13 protein-coding genes are annotated in these 15,414 nt (G+C 66.3%); 5 read left to right on the top strand and 8 right to left on the bottom strand.

The annotated features are described in order from the left end of the window. Positions 1–12 precede the first annotated feature (12 nt). The 4 genes from CV_RS11050 to CV_RS11035 all read right to left on the bottom strand — a co-directional run bounded on the left by CV_RS11050 (position 13) and on the right by CV_RS11035 (position 3,268). Positions 13–237 (bottom strand): hypothetical protein, encoded by a 225-nt coding sequence (locus tag CV_RS11050; protein WP_011135796.1) that lies wholly within the window; start codon positions 235–237, stop codon positions 13–15. A 241-nt stretch (positions 238–478) separates the two neighbouring features. Next, positions 479–1,705, bottom strand: a complete 1,227-nt coding sequence (locus CV_RS11045) for a sugar MFS transporter (RefSeq protein ID WP_043596092.1) — start codon at positions 1,703–1,705, stop codon at positions 479–481. Positions 1,706–1,721: 16 nt separating this feature from the next. Beyond that, positions 1,722–2,396, bottom strand: coding sequence for a transaldolase family protein (locus CV_RS11040; protein WP_011135794.1), 675 nt, complete (start codon positions 2,394–2,396; stop codon positions 1,722–1,724). Beyond that, positions 2,393–3,268 (bottom strand): helix-turn-helix transcriptional regulator, encoded by an 876-nt coding sequence (locus tag CV_RS11035; RefSeq protein ID WP_011135793.1) that lies wholly within the window; start codon positions 3,266–3,268, stop codon positions 2,393–2,395. The genes CV_RS11040 and CV_RS11035 overlap by 4 nt, the downstream gene beginning before the upstream one ends. Before the next feature lie 651 nt (positions 3,269–3,919). Here CV_RS11035 and CV_RS11030 point away from each other — a divergent pair. From CV_RS11030 to CV_RS11020, 3 genes are read left to right on the top strand one after another with little or no spacing between them, the layout of a single operon-like run. Then, a complete protein-coding gene (locus CV_RS11030; protein ID WP_043597867.1) occupies positions 3,920–5,032 on the top strand; it encodes an alkene reductase in 1,113 nt (370 codons plus the stop codon). Between the two features lie 21 nt (positions 5,033–5,053). Next, complete coding sequence (locus tag CV_RS11025) at positions 5,054–5,707, top strand: oxygen-insensitive NAD(P)H-dependent nitroreductase NfsB (protein ID WP_011135791.1); 654 nt, start codon at positions 5,054–5,056, stop codon at positions 5,705–5,707. A 38-nt stretch (positions 5,708–5,745) separates the two neighbouring features. Beyond that, positions 5,746–6,201, top strand: a complete 456-nt coding sequence (locus CV_RS11020; protein WP_011135790.1) for a VOC family protein — start codon at positions 5,746–5,748, stop codon at positions 6,199–6,201. A gap of 13 nt (positions 6,202–6,214) precedes the next feature. Here CV_RS11020 and CV_RS11015 read toward each other — a convergent pair whose 3' ends face one another. From CV_RS11015 to CV_RS11005, 3 genes are read right to left on the bottom strand one after another with little or no spacing between them, the layout of a single operon-like run. Further along, complete coding sequence (locus CV_RS11015) at positions 6,215–7,594, bottom strand: efflux transporter outer membrane subunit (protein WP_011135789.1); 1,380 nt, start codon at positions 7,592–7,594, stop codon at positions 6,215–6,217. Next, entirely contained in the window at positions 7,591–10,719 is a 3,129-nt protein-coding gene (locus CV_RS11010; RefSeq protein WP_011135788.1) for an efflux RND transporter permease subunit, read from the bottom strand. The genes CV_RS11015 and CV_RS11010 overlap by 4 nt, the downstream gene beginning before the upstream one ends. Positions 10,720–10,722: 3 nt before the next feature. Then, positions 10,723–11,847, bottom strand: a complete 1,125-nt coding sequence (locus tag CV_RS11005; RefSeq protein WP_043596087.1) for an efflux RND transporter periplasmic adaptor subunit — start codon at positions 11,845–11,847, stop codon at positions 10,723–10,725. A gap of 298 nt (positions 11,848–12,145) precedes the next feature. Between CV_RS11005 and fepB the strand changes: the two genes are divergently transcribed. Continuing rightward, positions 12,146–13,147 carry a Fe2+-enterobactin ABC transporter substrate-binding protein gene (fepB, locus tag CV_RS10995; RefSeq protein WP_043596081.1) on the top strand — a complete coding sequence of 334 codons (1,002 nt, stop codon included), beginning with the start codon at positions 12,146–12,148 and terminating at the stop codon, positions 13,145–13,147. A 229-nt stretch (positions 13,148–13,376) separates the two neighbouring features. Continuing rightward, positions 13,377–14,033: a hypothetical protein gene (locus tag CV_RS10990; RefSeq protein WP_011135785.1), complete on the top strand. Its 657-nt coding sequence runs from the start codon at positions 13,377–13,379 to the stop codon at positions 14,031–14,033. Between the two features lie 72 nt (positions 14,034–14,105). On the opposite strand, the gene entS is transcribed toward CV_RS10990, so the two are convergent. Beyond that, the gene (gene entS, locus CV_RS10985; RefSeq protein WP_011135784.1) at positions 14,106–15,383 is read right to left on the bottom strand and encodes an enterobactin transporter EntS; all 1,278 of its coding nucleotides are present in this window, start codon (positions 15,381–15,383) and stop codon (positions 14,106–14,108) included. Between the last annotated feature and the right edge of the window lie 31 nt (positions 15,384–15,414).

The raw sequence follows: 15,414 nt of genomic DNA, 5'->3' as shown, positions 1-15,414 counted from the left end.
GTCGCCGCGCGGTCAAATGGAGGGGGTGTGGATATCGTCCGGATTCAGCAGCCGGTGCTTGAGTCCAAGCTGCATCAAGGAAAGCAGGTACTCCTTGGTGAATACCAGGGAGCCCTCCCATTCCGAACCTTTCTCTCCGACGATAACCGGGCTGGTCACCAGCACCTGATCGCCCTGAATCACATCCAGAGCATAATCATCGTCTGCTATTTCCCTGACAAGCCTGCTGGAATTCATCACTGTTGCTCCTGGTGGGATTTTCCTGCATAGTTCAATGCAAACTAAAAATACGACCTAGCATCAATAAAATCTTACGACGTCAAGATATCGCATACGGCGCCATCAAATAAGTACAGATTTCTGTAGTCTTTCCTCTGTCCTGACCCAAAAGCCGAGCAAGCGCGCAAAATTGCGCGCCTGAACGAACAAAGCCGGCTTTCGCCGGCTTCGCTTTATTTGCTTTTTCCCCTTTTGAAATTCAGAGCGCGCTGGCCAAAGGCTGCGTCGCCCTTTGACGCTCCAGATACACGCTGTACAGGAAAATCACGACGAAACTGGCCAGCGGAATCGCGTAGGCCGGCGGCGTGCCGTAATGGTCGGAGACATAACCCATCAAGTACGGATAAACCGCCCCTCCGCTCACCGACATCGCCAGGATGGAGCTCGCCCGCTTGGTCTGGTGCGCCAGGCCCTTGATCGCCAGCGAGAAAATGGTGGGGAACATGATGGACATGAAGAAAAACATCAGGGTCAACGCTCCCACCGCGATGGCCCCGCCCATGGTCACCACCGCCAGCGACAACAGAATGTCGGCGAAGGCGAACAGCATCAGCAAGCGTCCCGCAGACAAGCGGCCGATGGCGAAAGTGCCGACGAAGCGCCCCGCCATGAACAGCAGCATCGCCACCGACAGCAGCCAGGCGGCAGACTGCGCGCTCAAGTCCATGCCGCTTTCCATCGCGTAATTGATGAAAAAGGCGCCGATCCCGACCTGCGCGGCCACGTAGAGAAACTGCGCCAGCACGCCGAACGTGAAGCGGCCGTTGCGGATCAGCGGCCGGCCGCCGCGCCGCTCTTCGGCCTGGCAGTGGCCCGCGTCCGGCATCGGCGTTCGGGCGATGGCCAGCGCCAGCAGCGCCACGAATGCCGCGATCCACACATAGACCTGCATCACCATATCGTGCTGCGCGCCCGAAGTCGCGCTATTGCCCAGCTTGAAGAAGAAGGCTCCGCCGATCAGCGGCCCCACCACCGTGCCGAGTCCGCAAAAGGCCTGCGCCAGGTTCAGCCGCCGCTCCGAGCGGCTTTCGTCGCCCAGCAGCGAGATGTACGGATTGGCGGTGGTTTCCAGGAAGCCGGATCCGCAGGCCAGCACGAACAGCGACAGCACGAAGGCCAGGAAGCTGGCGTTCAGCAGCGACGGGATGAACAGCAGCGCCCCGGTCGCGAAGAAGCACAGCCCGGCGATCAGCCCGCGCTTGTAGCCAAAGCGTTCATTGAACAGCGCGGCCGGGATGGCAATCACGAAATAGGCCAGGAAATAGGCGATCTGCAGCCAGCCGGAGTCGGCCTTGGACAGCCGCATGGCCTGCTGGAAATGCTTGTTCAGCACATCCAGCAAGCCATAGGACATGCCCCACAGGAAGAAGGTGCAGGTCACCAGAATGATGGTTTTTCTCAACAGCGCGTCATCACGATTCATCATTTTCTTTCTTGTTTGCTCACGCCTTGAACAGCGCGGCGTCCCGCATCAGCCCGTTGCTTTGCCAGGCCGCGTCGAACTTGCGCAGGCTCTCCTCGATGTCCTCGCTGGACGCGTACAGCTGCTGGAATACCGCCACCGGCAGCGTGACAGCGGCCACGCCGGTCTGCGCGCAGCGCAGGAACTGTTCCACCGTCTTGACCGCCGCCGCCAGGATGGCGGTCTTGTAGCCGTAAGCGTCCAGCAGGCGCTGCGACTGCTCCAGCACCTCGAAGGCGTTGCCGGCGGAAAGCTCGATCCGGTTCACGTAGGGCGCCGCGTAGCTGGCGCCGGCCAGTGCGGCCAGCGCCAGCTGCCGGGTTTCGAAAATGGCGGTCGCCAGCGTGGCGACGCCCTCGCGCTCCAGCATGGACATCGCGCGGAAGCCATCGCCGACGGCCGGGATCTTGACTACCATCCTGGGGCTGATCGCGGCGATGCGCCTGGCCTGCGCCAGCATGCCGTCCAGCCCGCGCGCCACCACCTGTACCGCCAGCGGGCCGGTCTGCGCGTCCAGGATCTCGCTCAGCACGGCTTCCACGTCCCGATTGGCCGTCGCCAGTATCGAGGGATTGGTCGTCACGCCGGCCAGCACGCCCATGGCCTGGGCCTTGCGGATGGCGTCAATGTCTATCGTGTCCAGCCATATCTTCATTTGTTCGCACCACTTGCCACTGAAAAAGGGTAGATGTTGCGCGCGCTCAGCTTGCCGATCACAAAGCCCAGTTGGCACAGCGACCGGCAGTTGAGCCGCTCCTTGATGTTCTTGATGTGCTTGTTGACCGCGTCGCTGGTGATGTCCAGCGAGACGGCCGCCTCGGCGCAGGAAGCGCCGCTCACCAGCTCCCGCATCAGCGCCACCTCCTTCTTGGTCAGGTAGGCGCTGCGGTCCGCGTCGCCCAGATAGATGCGGGACACGTCGCGGCGGTCCATCAGGCTGTAGAAGTCGGAAACCAGCATGTCGTGGTTGATGTCGCTGTCCAGGATCAACTTGCCCCTGGCCGATTCCGGCAGATAGATCCGGTCATTGCAGGCGGCCTCGATCACGTCGTGCAGCTTGTACTTGAACAGCGAGACGAACTGCTGCAGGTGGGCCATCTTGCCGGCCAGGTAATCGTTGTTGACGCTGTTGTCGTGGACCGAGCCGAAATGGAAGAAGTCGCAATGCCCGTCGCCCCGCTCGATCAGCGTCACGCCGTTGTCTATGCCGAACTGCGCGGCCGCAGAGTAGATGGGCTCCCGGTTCAGCCAGTTCCAGAACACGTAGCCATCGGTGAAATTGTCGGAGTCCTTCTCGAATACCGCCAATTTGAACATTTCCCGCCGCCAGTAATGCTGGATCCAGTCCGGCGCATTGGTCAGCGCGACGCGGGAGCCGTCGGCATAATGCCTGTCGTAGGTGAAGTAGGAAATCTTCAGGCTGCGCAGCGGCCGGGTGAATTCGATCACCTCGTCGGTGGCGGTGAAAGACGCGTTGGTCGCGTAAAAGCGATCGCTCTGGAAATCGATGCTGGTCATCGCACCCATTACAATCTCCAATCGGCGGAAAGTTTCTTCGCGCAGCGGCGCAAATCGTAATCGATATAATCAGAAAACAAACTGTTTATATGCATACAAATAACGCGCCGGGATTTTATAAATAACCATGAATCATATCATTAAATCATCCGCCAAAATCCATCAATAAATTAATCACCCACGCAACCATCGCTATAAAAACAGCCATGTTCAAGAAATAAACCATTCGCTTTCATGGCGTTCACCCGCATTTTCTCCAGCGGCATTTACCCAGGCCCGAAAACGGCACATTCCACACAGTGCCGATTGCATGTCATTTCAGCCTTCCGTCTTGCCCCGGACGCATCCATGCGCATCCTCCTGTTCCGCGCATCCGCTTGACTGCCGCCTGCTCCGCCGTGAAGGCGGCTACCGGGACGAACCGATTCCGCCAAGGCGCCACCCGCCTAGCTGGGATACATCGCGCCGCAAGCGCATGCGCGGACTGGACCAAATCCGGCTGGACGGACAAAATGCCTGAGCTCCGAGTGACGCCATTTTCAAAAACCGCAAGCAAGTGATTCTGGCTAGAACTGGTTTTTCTCTTGCCGATTGCAAAGCATCATGTCCTCACTGGAACGCCTCCCCCTTCGCGGAGGCCGCATACCGAGGTTGAACGACATGCCCGCACCCGATCTGTTCTCGCCGCTGCAAGCCGGCGCCCTGCCACTGCCCAGCCGCATCGTGATGGCGCCGATGACCCGCTGCCGGACCGACCAGCCCGGCGACATCCCCAACGCCATGATGGCGCGCTACTATGCCCAGCGAGCCGGCGCCGGCCTGATCGTTTCCGAAGCCACTCAGATCTCGCGCCAAGGCCAGGGCTACAGCTTCACCCCCGGCATCTACAGCCAGGACCAGATAGACGGCTGGCGGCGGGTGACCGACGCCGTCCGCCAGGCGGGCGGACGCATGGTGCTGCAGTTGTGGCATGTGGGCCGGATGTCCCACCCGATGTTCCATGACGGCGCGCCGCCGGTGGCGCCGTCCGCCATCGCGCCCGACGCCCAGGTCTGGGTGGCGGACGAAACAGGCGCGGGCCGCATGGTGGATTGCCCGACGCCCCGGGCGCTGGAAACCGCCGAAATCGCCGCCATCGTCGGCGACTACCGCCAAGCGGCCCGCAACGCGATGGCCGCCGGTTTCGACGGCGTGGAAATCCATGCGGCCAATGGCTACCTGATAGACCAGTTCCTGCGCAGCACCTCCAACCGGCGCGACGATGCCTACGGCGGCAGCCTGGAAAACCGGCTGCGCTTCCTGATGGAGGTCGCAGCCGCGGTGGCGGACGAAATCGGCGCCGCGCGCGTCGGCGTGCGGTTGGCTCCCTACATCACCGCGCGAGGAATGAATTGCCCGGAGATCGTTCCGGCGATACTGGAGGCCGCCGTCCGGCTGAATGGGCTGGGCATCGCCTACCTGCACCTTTCCGAGGCGGACTGGGATGACGCCCCTCAGGTGGACGACGCCTTCCGCCACGCGCTGCGCGCGCGCTTCCGCGGCGCCATCATCGTGGCCGGCCGTTATGACCAGCCGCGAGGCGAGCGCTTGCTCGCGGAAGGCCTGGCGGACCTGATCGCCTTCGGCCGGCCCTTCATCGCCAACCCCGACCTACCCGAACGCCTGGCCCGCGGCTGGCCGCTGGCTGATTTCGACCCGTCCGCGCTGTTCGGCGGCGACGGACGCGGCTACGACGACTACCCACGCTACCGGGAAATGGCAACCGCCCGATAACCGACTGACAAGGCAAACATCATGAACATCGCCCATTACGCCCAGACCCGCTACACCACCAAGGCCTTCGATCCCGGCTTCCGGCTGAGCGCCGGCCAGATCGAACAGATCGAAACCCTGCTGCGCCACAGCCCATCGTCCACCAACTCCCAGCCCTGGCATTTCTTCATCGCCGGCAGCGACGAGAGCAAAGCCCGCGTCGCCAAGGCCACCGCCGACGGCTATGCCTTCAACCAGGCCAAGGTGCTCAACGCCTCCCACGTGGTGGTATTCTGCACCCGCGCCGCGCTGGACGACGCCTACCTGCGAACGCTGCTGGACCAAGAAGAGCGAGACGGCCGTTTCGCCAGCCCGGAGGCCCGCGCAGGCCAGCACAAGGGCCGCTCCCACTTCGCCGACATGCACCGCTTCGAGCTGCGCGACGCCCCGCACTGGATGGAAAAACAGGTTTATCTGGCGGTAGGCACCCTGCTCCTGGGCGCGGCGGCGCTGGAAATCGACGCTTGCCCGATAGAAGGCTTCGACCAGCGGACTCTGGGAGAGGAGCTGGGCTTGCGGGAAAAAGGGCTGATCGCTTCGGTGATCGTCGCCCTGGGCCGCCGCTCCGACGAAGACTTCAACGCCAGGCTGCCGAAGTCCCGCCTGCCGGCCGAGGCCGTCATCACCCGTCTGTGACGCAAAACCGCGCCCGCGCGGCGCGCAAGGAGTCCGGGATGAACATCCAGGGAATCGACCATTTCACGATACGCACTGCCGACCTGGAGGCCAGCGCGGTCTTCTATCAGCGAGTGCTGGGCCTGAGCGACGGCCCGCGGCCGAGCTTCCGTTTTGCCGGCAAGTGGCTGTACGCGGGCGGCCGTCCGGTGCTGCACCTGGTCGAAACGGCAGTGGACGACGCCGAACTGGAAGCCTATCTGGGCCGGCGGGAAAACCGCTCCGGCTCCGGCCGCGTCGATCACATCGCGCTGCGCGGGCAGAACCTGGTCGACATGCAGATGCGGCTGCTGTCGCTGGGCCAGGACTTCCACGAACGCGTGGTGCCGGAGCTGGGCGAGCACCAGTTGTTCATAGACGACCCGGACGGCGTCAGGATAGAACTGATTTTTCCCTACGCGCCCGACAACCGGATGGCCGGCGGCCAGTTGCCGCGGCTGGACATCCAGAGCTGAGGCCGCGGCGGGATCAGCTCTCCAGCCCGCCGCCCAGAGACCGGTACAGCGCCGCCATATTCTCCGCTTCGGCCAGGTGGGCGCCGATCCACTGCAGGCGCGCCGCCTGCGCCGTCCGCTGCGCCTCCAGCAGGCTCAGATAGCCGTCCAGCCCCTGCCGATAGCGCGCCTCCGCCAGCCGCAGCGAGCCCTCCGCGCTGGCGAGCGCGGCCTGCCGCGCCTGTTTCTCCTCCGCCAGCGCCTGGCGCTGGCTCAAGGCGCCAGCCACTTCACGGAAGCCGTTCTGCAAAGCTTTCTCGTAGGCGGCCAGCGCCGCCAGGCGCTGCGCCTCTGCCTGATCGACTCCAGCCTTCGCCGCGCCGCCGTCAAGCGCCGGCAAGCTGGCGTCCAGCGCCAGGCTCAAGGCCCGCGCCGGCGCGTTCAGCAGCCCGGCCAGCGTCACGCCGCTCAGCCCTGAGCTGGCGCTGAGCCCCAGCTTGGGCCACAGGCCCGCCCGCGCGGCGTCCACGTCGGCATGGGCGGCCCGCAGCAGATTTTCCGCCTGGCGGACATCCGGCCGGCGCAGCAAGGCATCGGCCGGCGCGTCCGCCGGCAGCGCCGCCAGCGTGTACGGCCTGTCCTCCAGCGCCGCCGGCACCCGCGTCTGGTCCAGTTCCGCGCCGACCAGCAATTGCAGCGCCAGGCGGTCCCGCTCCGCCTGGCCTTGGTAGCGGGCGACATCGGCCCGCGCCTGCTGCCGCACCGTTTCCATGGCGCTGACATCCAGCGCGGAAGACGCCCCCAGCCGCAGCCGCTCGCGCGTCAGTTCCAGCGAGCGCTCGGCGCTTCGCAGCGTCGTCCGCGCCGCGGCCAGCTGGCTGCGGTCGGCGGCCAATGTCAGGTAGGCGTTGGCGGTTTCCGCGATCAGGCTGACCCGCGCCGCCTGCGCGCCGGCCTCGCTGGCCAGATAGCGCCGCCATTGCGCGTCGCTCAGGCTCCGCACCCGGCCGAACAGATCCAGCTCGAACGCGCTGACGCCCAGCCCGGCGCTGACGCCGCGGCTGTCCGCCGCCAGCGACGGATCGCCGCCGCGGGTCAGCTGGCGGTCGGACTTGCCCTGCAGCTGCACGGCCGGCAGCCGCGCCGCGTCCAGTATCCGGTACTGCGCCCGCGCCGCCTGGACATTGGCGGCGGCTACGCGCAAATCGCGGTTGTTGGCCAATGCCTGGGCGATGGTTTCGCGCAGGCCGTCGTCGACGAAGAAGCGCCGCCAGGCGATATCGGCCTGACCGCTTTCCGCGTCCGCCGCCGGCCAATGCGCCGGCACCGGCGCGGCGGGCCGTTGGTAATCCGGCTGCGGCGACGCGCAGCCAGCCAAAGCCGCGCCCATCAATAAGCAGAAAGCCCGCTTCATGGCCGCGCCTCCGCCGGCTTCCAGCGCCGCTCTGCGACGCGGCCGGCCAGGCCCCGGATCAACACATGCGCCAGCGGCACGAAGAACAGAGTCAACAACGTGGCGGACAGCACGCCGCCCAGCACCGCCGCGCCGATGGCGTTCTGGCTGCCGGCGCCCGGCCCGCCGGCCCAGACCAGCGGCGCCACGCCGACCCCGAAAGCCAGCGAGGTCATCAAGATAGGCCGCAGCCGTTGGCGGGCGGCGGCCAGCGCCGCGCTCAGCGCATCGTCGCCGCGCCGGATCGCCGCCTCGGCGAACTCGATGATCAGAATGGCGTTCTTGGCCGACAGGCCTATCGTCGCCAGCAGGCCCACCTGGAAGTAAATGTCGTTGGCGAGGCCGCGCGCCATCACCGCCAGCACCGCGCCCAGCACGCCGAGCGGAATCGCCGTCATAACAGCGCACGGCACCAGCCAGCTTTCGTACAGCGCCGCCAGGCACAGAAAGACGAACAATATCGACACCGCGTACAGCAGCGGCGTCTGGCCGCTGGACAACCGGTCCTGGTAGGACAGGCCGCTCCATTCGTACTGGGTGCCCGGCAGCTTGCCGGCTATCGCTTCCACCGCCCGCATCGCCTCGCCGGAACTGATTCCGGCGGCGGCCGAGCCGGACAGCGGCAGCGCCGGCAAGCCGTTGTAGCGGCTCAGCTGCGCCGGGCCGTATTCCCAGCGCGCGCGGGCGAAGGCGGAAAACGGCGTCATCGCGCCGTCCGCGCCGCGGACGAACCACAGGCCCAGATCCTCGGGCTTGGAACGATACGGCGCGTCGGCCTGCATCATCACCTTCTTCACCCGGCCTCGGTCGACAAAATCGTTGATGTAGCGCCCGCCCCAGGCCGCGCCCAGCGTGTCGGCGACATTGGCCAGATCCAGCCCCAACGCGGCGGCCTTGCTCTGGTCGACGTCCAACCGCAGCTGCGGCTTGTCGTCGGCGGCGCCGGAGCGCACCGCGCTCAGCCTGTCGTCGCCCTGCGCGGCCTTCAGCAATTGGTCGCGCGCTTTGGCCAAGCCTTCGCGCCCCATGCCTGACGCGTCCTGCAGCCAGAATTCGAAGCCGTTGGTCTGCCCCAGGCCGCCGATAGGCGGCAGCACCATGCCGAACACCTCGGCGTCGCGCTGAGAGGCCAGCGCGGCGGTGGCGCGGTCGGCGATCGCCTGCGCGCTGTTGCCGGCGCCCGGCCGCAGCGACCAGTCTTTCAGCGCGACGAAAGCCATGCCGGCATTCTGGCCGGAGCCGCCGAAGCTGAAGCCGGACAGCATGTACACCGATTCCACATTGGCCTTCTCGGTCACCAGGAAATGCTGCTCCACCGCGCGCGCCACCTTGTCGGCGCGCTCGTGGGTGGCGCCGGTGGGCAGCGTGAACTGCACCATCACCGTGCCCTGGTCCTCGTCCGGGATGAAAGCCGTGGGCAGTTGCGGATACAACGCGGCCAGGCCGGCGGCCAGCGCCAGGTAGACCAGGCCGCCGCGCAAGGGACGGCGCAGCCAAGCCGGCAGCCAGCGCTCGGCATAGGCCGACTGCAGACGCAGGAAGCGGCGCTCGAACGCGGCCAGCGGGCCGTTGTCCGATGGTTTTTCCGGCCGCAGCAGCGTCGCGCACAAGGCAGGCGTCAAGGTCAGCGCGGTCAGCACCGACAGCGCCATCGCCGCGACGATGGTGATCGAGAACTGGCGGTAGATGACGCCGACCGAGCCGCCGAAGAAGGCCATGGGCAAGAACACCGCGCCCAGCACCAGGCCGATGCCGACCAGCGCGCCGCCGATCTCGCCCATCGAGCGGACGGTGGCCGCATGCGCGTCCACGCCTTGCTCATGCATCACCCGCTCGACGTTCTCCACCACCACGATGGCGTCGTCCACCAACAGGCCGATGGCCAGCACCATGCCGAACAGCGTCAGCGTGTTGATGCCGAAGCCGGCGGCCGCCAGCACGCCGAAGGTGCCCAGCAGCACCACCGGCACCGTCAGCGCCGGGATCAGCGTGGCGCGCCAGTTGCGCAGGAACACGAACATCACCAGCACCACCAGCGCCACCGCCTCCAGCAGCGTTTCCATCACCGCGCGTATCGACAGCCGGACAAAATGGGTGGTGTCCTCCGGATAGGCGACGCGGATGCCGGGCGGGAAATTGCGCTGCAACTCGGCGACGCGGGCCTTCACCGCCTCGGCGGTGGCCAGCGCGTTGGCGCCCGGCGCCAGCATCACCGCCAGGCCGGAGGCCGGATGGCCGTTCAGCCGCGAGCTGCTGCCGTAATCCTCCTGCCCCAGCTCCACCCGCGCCACGTCGCCCAGCCGCACCGCGCCGCCGTCCGGCAGCGCCTTGACGACGATGCCGCGGAACTGCTCCGGCGTGGACAAGCGCGACCAGGCGGTGACCATCGCGTTGAGCTGCTGGCCCGGCGGCGACGGCAAAGCGCCCAGCTCGCCGACCGAGACTTCGGTGTTCTGCTTGGAAACGGCGGCGCTGACATCGGACGGAATCAGGCCGTAGCTGTTGAGCTTGTGCGGGTCCAGCCATATCCGCATCGCGTACGGCGCGCCGAAGGCCCGCACCGAGCCGACGCCGTCCACCCGGCTCAATGGGTCTTGGATATTGCTGGCCAGCCAGTCGGCGATGTCGGTGTCGCCGCGCTGGCCGCTGATATCGTAAAAGGAAGCGATCAGCAGGAAGTCGCCCTGCATCTTCTGCACCGACAGGCCGTTCTGCTGCACCTGCTGCGGCAGCCGCGCCAGCATCTGGCTGACTTTGTTCTGCACCTGCACCTGGGCGGTGTCGGGATTCGCGCCCTGGCGGAAGGTGAGCATGATCTCGGCCTGGCCGGACGAGGAGCTGGTGGAGCTGAAATACATCAGATTGTCCAGGCCCTTCAGCTCCTGCTCCAGCACCTGGATCACGCTGGTCTCCACCACCTGGGCCGAGGCGCCGGGGTAGCTGGCGCTGACCATCACCGTGGGCGGGGCGATGTCCGGATATTGCGACACCGGCAGCGCGCGCAGCGCGAACAGGCCGGCCAGCATGATGACGATGGCCAGCACCCAGGCGAAGACCGGGCGGTCTATGAAGAAACGCGCCAGCATCGCTCAGCTCCTTCCGGCATAGGCCGGCAAGGCCACCGGCTTGGCCGCCTCGCCCGGGCGGGCGCGCTGCAGGCCGTCGACGATCAGGCGGTCGCCGGCTTTCAGTCCTGCGGTCACCAGCCAGTAGGCGCCGTGGGTGCCCTCGGTCGTCAACAGCCGCTGCTCCACCTTGTCGCCGGCGCCCAGCACCAGGGCGGTGGCGCGGCCCTTGTCGTCGCGCGCCACGCCTTGCTGCGGCGCCAATACCGCCTGGCGGCGCACGCCCTGCTCCAGCTCGGCGCGCACATACATGCCGGGCAGCAGCAGGCCTTCGGGGTTGGGGAATTCGGCGCGCAAGGTCACCGCGCCGGACACGCGGTCGACGTTCAATTCGGTGAAGCGCAGCTTGCCGGGATGCCGGTAAGGCGCGCCGTCCTCCAGTTTCAGCCTGGCGGCCGCGCCGGCCGGCTCAAGCTCGCCGTCGGCCTGCCGGCGCTTGAACGCCAGCAGATCCTGGCTGGACTGGACGATGTCCACGTACATCGGGTCCAGCTGCTGGATGGTGGCCAACGCCGCGCTCTGGCCCGAAGTGACCAAAGCGCCCTCGCTGACGGCGGAGCGGCCGATGCGGCCGGAAATCGGCGCCAGCACGCGGGTGCGCGACACATCCACCCTGGCCGCCGCCACCGCCGCCTCGCCGGCTTTCGCCGCAGCCAAACCCTTGCGATAGTCGGCATCCGCCTCCTCCCGCTCCTGACGGCTGACGCCGTCTATCTTGGCCAGCTCGGCATAGCGCTCGGCCCGGCCCTTCAGGCTGCCCAGCGCGGCGCGGGCGGAGGCCAGCGTCGCCTCCGCCTGCCGCAAGGCCGCCTGATAGCCGGCCGGGTCGATCTGGTACAGCAGGTCGCCGGCCTTGACCAGGCTGCCCTCGGTGAAATGCCGTTTCAGCACGATGCCGTTCACCTGCGGCCTGACTTCGGCGCTGCGGTAGGCGACGGTGCGGCCGGCCAGCTCGGCCCGTATCGCCACATCCTTCGCTTCCAGCCTCACCACGCCCACCTCGGGGGGCTTGCCCGCCTCCGGCGTCCGCTCCGCCGCCCCGCAGCCGGCCAGGCTCGCCGCCATCGCAACAACCGTCAATATCCGCATATTCCAGTGCATTCCAGCCGCGAAAACGGAAACCATCCCCCCATCCGATGTGCGCGCGGACGCATGCTGTCATCGACAACGGGGCTTGACGGCTCTCGCTCCGGGCTCAATCGAGTCCAGTGTCCAAACGGCGTCGAGCCCGGGCGAAGCGCCCGCCGCTCGTCCGCCGCTCGCATGAGCTTGCAGGCAGATTTCCCGAATGAAGACGGGAATCTTGGCATGGGCGACAATGTTAATGATAATACTTATCACTTGCAATAAAATCGCCACACGCTCCCGAATGCAAAGGAACACCATCATGCCGCTTTCCAACGCCACGCGCCGCGACGCGCTGCGCCTGGCCGTCGCCGCCAGCCTCGCCATCCTGCTCTCGGCCTGCGACGCCCCCGCCCAGTCCGGCGACGCGGCGGCCGCCTCCGCCGGCTGGCCGCGCACGCTGGACACGCCCAAGGGCAAGCTGACGCTGGACAAGATGCCGCAGCGCATCGTCTCGACCAGCGTGACGCTGACCGGCACCCTGCTCGCCATCCACGCGCCGGTGGTCGCCAGCGGCGCCAGCGCCGCCCACTCCAAAGTCACCGACGAGCAAGGCTTCTTCACCCAATGGAGCGCGGTGGCCAAGCAGCGCGGCGTGACGCCGCTCTACCAGGGCGAGCCCAACGCCGAGGCCATCATCGCCGCCCAGCCGGACCTGATCGTGATGGCCGGCACCGGCGGCGACTCGGCGCTGAAGCTGTACGAGCAATTGAGCCAGATGGCCCCGACCTTGGTGGTGAATTACGACGACAAGAGCTGGCAGGAGCTGGCGACGCTGCTGGGCCGGGCCACCGGCCGCGACGCCGACGCCCGCGCCGCCATCGCCGGCTTCGACGCCGAAGCGGCCCAGGTGAAGGCAGCGCTGAAGCTGCCGCCGCAGCCGACGGCGGCGCTGGTCTATTACGAGGACGGCTCCGGCGCCAATCTGTGGACGCCCCAATCGGCGCAGGGCAAGCTGCTGCAGTCGCTGGGCTTTGAACTGGCGACCGCGCCCGACAGCGTCAAGGGCAATACCAGCATGGGCGTGCGCCGCGACATCATCCAGCTGACCGGCGAGAAGTTCGCCGACGGCCTGCGCGGCCGATCGATGATCCTGTTCAACGCCGACCATGACCAGGTGCCGCAGGTGCTGGCCAACCCCTTCCTGGCCGGCAACCCGGCGGTGAAAGCCAAACAGGTGTACGCCGCCGGCCTGGACACCTTCCGCCTGGACTACTACAGCGCGCGCAATCTGCTGGCGCGGCTGCGCAAGCAGTTTGCTTAGAAAATCGCCCGCCCAGGCCATCCCCGCAGACTCAACGGGGATGGCGCCAGCTCAGCGGTATCGCGCGGGCAGCCTTTGAAAAATCTCCCACTCGATGACGCGGCTGGCCCCGTTGCCATCGTCCCGGCTCAAACGCCCAGGCAAGACATTCTCATTGCCAATGGCTTGATTCACAGATACCTTCCAAAGCTTTTGCCGACCGCGCCGAATCGCTCCAGCCATTCAGGGATTGAAAGCGCCATCGAAAACTTGCCGGCTAGACGCCGCACAAACCTCGGCTTCCCTCATGAAAAAAATCACTGCCTTCTTCTGCCTCTGCTTGCTCTCCCCTTTTTCTTTCGCCGACGAACCAGCCTGTCTTGACGACTTGGCCGGCACCTTTCAGGGCGCGATCGGCCGCAGCGCGCCGGAATCGGTTCTTACGGTGAAGCATGGCCAGGACGGCTGGGAATTCAGCCTGCCGGAGGGCGCGGAATACGATAAGGACTCGCTTTTCCGCTATCACTTCGACCGCGCAAAAACGCTGCAGGCCAACTCCATCACCGGAGACAGCCTGCAATATGTCGGCTACACCATGCTGACGCCATTTTTAGAAAAGAACATCACGCTGGACAAGATCAAGATCGAGTGCGGCCTGGCCGTCGACGGGATGTTCCTGGTCAGAATGGACCTGGCCCAGGCAGACGGCAGGCTCCTGCAAAACATGGCCATGCTGAGCAGCGTGATGGCGGGCAACAAGCCCGGCGTCAAGATAGACGACAGGCAGGTCAAAAAACTGCGGGGCATCCAGTACTTTGCCGGTGAATCGCTGCAGCTGGACGGCGTCATCAATACCATCACGCCGTTCCTGGTGCAGAAATCCGCGGGCGCCGGACAGACCCATTAGCATCGGCCAGATACGCGGCGCATGAAAAAAGCGGACCCTGGGTCCGCTTTTTTCATGACTCCCGCCTCAGGCTCAAGAGCCCGCCGCCTGCTCCGCCGGCTCGCCCTCCGCCTCGTCTTGCTGATGTCCGCCGGGAAGACGGCGCAGCGAGCCGAAGCCCGCGCACATCAGCAAACCCGCCGCGGCCGCGCCGGCGCCGAACCAGGCCACCGCCATCAGCGGCGCCAACGCGCGGGCCAATGCGCCCAGGCCCAGCGCGCCGAGGCTGTCGCCCACCACGTCCTGCGCGTTCCACAGGCTGTTGACCCGGCCCAGCAGATGGTCCGGCGTCTGGCCCTGCACCAGCGTGAACTGCAGCAGCGAGGCGATGGAGCCCAGATAGCCCAGCACCACCAGCGCCGCCAGGCCGTAGGCCAGATGGGTGAAAGCGCCCAAGGACGCGATGGCCAGCGACGAGGCGGTGACGCAGGCCAGCATCATCGCGCCGGGACGGCTGAGGCCGCCCACCCAGCCGCTGGTGAAGGCGCCCAGCATCGCGCCCAACGGCACCGCCGAATACATCAGGCCCACTTCGAACGCGCCGCCGCCGTAGCCGTCCTCGGCCAGCGACGGGTACAGCACCCGCACCGCGCTCAACAGCGTCTGCAGCGTGCCCACCGCCACCACCGCGCCGACCACCTTGTTCTGCCACAGGAATTCGAAGCCTTCCATCAAGGACCGCAACGGATGGGATGGCTCAGCGTTTTGCGGCTTCAGCGAAGGCAGACGGGTCAGCGGAATCAGGGTGGCCAGCGTGCCGATGCCGGCCAGCAGGTAGTTCCAGTTGACGCCGGCGGCGGTGATGATCAGGCCGCCCAGCAATGGCGACAGCACCGCGCCGAAGCGCACGGTCAGCATGCTCAGCGCGCCGGCGGCCGGCAGATTCTCGCGCCCGACGATGACCGGGATGGACGCCATCAGCGAGGTGATGCCGATGCCGCTGAAGAAGCCGTCCCAGGTGGACACCACGTACAGCGCCGTCACCGACGGGTTGGTCATGAAGCCGTTCAAGGCCAGCGCCAGGAAGCCCAGGCCGCAGGAGGTGCGGCCCAGCAGGATCAGCCGGCGGCGGTCCATGCGGTCGGCCAGCACGCCGCCGCACATCAGGCCGGCGAACATGCCGATGCCGTCCAACGCCATCGCCGCGCCCACCTGCAGCGTGGAGCCGGTCAGTTGATGGATCTGCACTGGTACCGCCACCATCAGGATGCCGAAGGCGAACACCGAGATCATCCGGGCGATGAAGATGGAGCGGAAATGCGGATTCAGCCTGAGCAGGCTGAAATCGACGAAGATGGGCGATTTTTTCATGTTCTCAATGCAGTGGTTCGATCAAGAGCGG

Source organism: Chromobacterium violaceum ATCC 12472, assembly GCF_000007705.1.
GTDB classification, from domain to species: Bacteria; Pseudomonadota; Gammaproteobacteria; order Burkholderiales; family Chromobacteriaceae; genus Chromobacterium; species Chromobacterium violaceum.
This window is presented reverse-complemented; position numbering and strand designations above follow the sequence as displayed.

Coding starts and splice junctions, on each gene's coding strand:
- CV_RS11050 (WP_011135796.1), bottom strand. CDS start 237: ATGAATTCCAGCAGGCTTGTCAGGGAAATAGCAGACGATGATTATGCT.
- CV_RS11045 (WP_043596092.1), bottom strand. CDS start 1,705: ATGATGAATCGTGATGACGCGCTGTTGAGAAAAACCATCATTCTGGTG.
- CV_RS11040 (WP_011135794.1), bottom strand. CDS start 2,396: ATGAAGATATGGCTGGACACGATAGACATTGACGCCATCCGCAAGGCC.
- CV_RS11035 (WP_011135793.1), bottom strand. CDS start 3,268: ATGGGTGCGATGACCAGCATCGATTTCCAGAGCGATCGCTTTTACGCG.
- CV_RS11030 (WP_043597867.1), top strand. CDS start 3,920: ATGCCCGCACCCGATCTGTTCTCGCCGCTGCAAGCCGGCGCCCTGCCA.
- CV_RS11025 (WP_011135791.1), top strand. CDS start 5,054: ATGAACATCGCCCATTACGCCCAGACCCGCTACACCACCAAGGCCTTC.
- CV_RS11020 (WP_011135790.1), top strand. CDS start 5,746: ATGAACATCCAGGGAATCGACCATTTCACGATACGCACTGCCGACCTG.
- CV_RS11015 (WP_011135789.1), bottom strand. CDS start 7,594: ATGAAGCGGGCTTTCTGCTTATTGATGGGCGCGGCTTTGGCTGGCTGC.
- CV_RS11010 (WP_011135788.1), bottom strand. CDS start 10,719: ATGCTGGCGCGTTTCTTCATAGACCGCCCGGTCTTCGCCTGGGTGCTG.
- CV_RS11005 (WP_043596087.1), bottom strand. CDS start 11,847: ATGCGGATATTGACGGTTGTTGCGATGGCGGCGAGCCTGGCCGGCTGC.
- fepB (WP_043596081.1), top strand. CDS start 12,146: ATGCCGCTTTCCAACGCCACGCGCCGCGACGCGCTGCGCCTGGCCGTC.
- entS (WP_011135784.1), bottom strand. CDS start 15,383: ATGAAAAAATCGCCCATCTTCGTCGATTTCAGCCTGCTCAGGCTGAAT.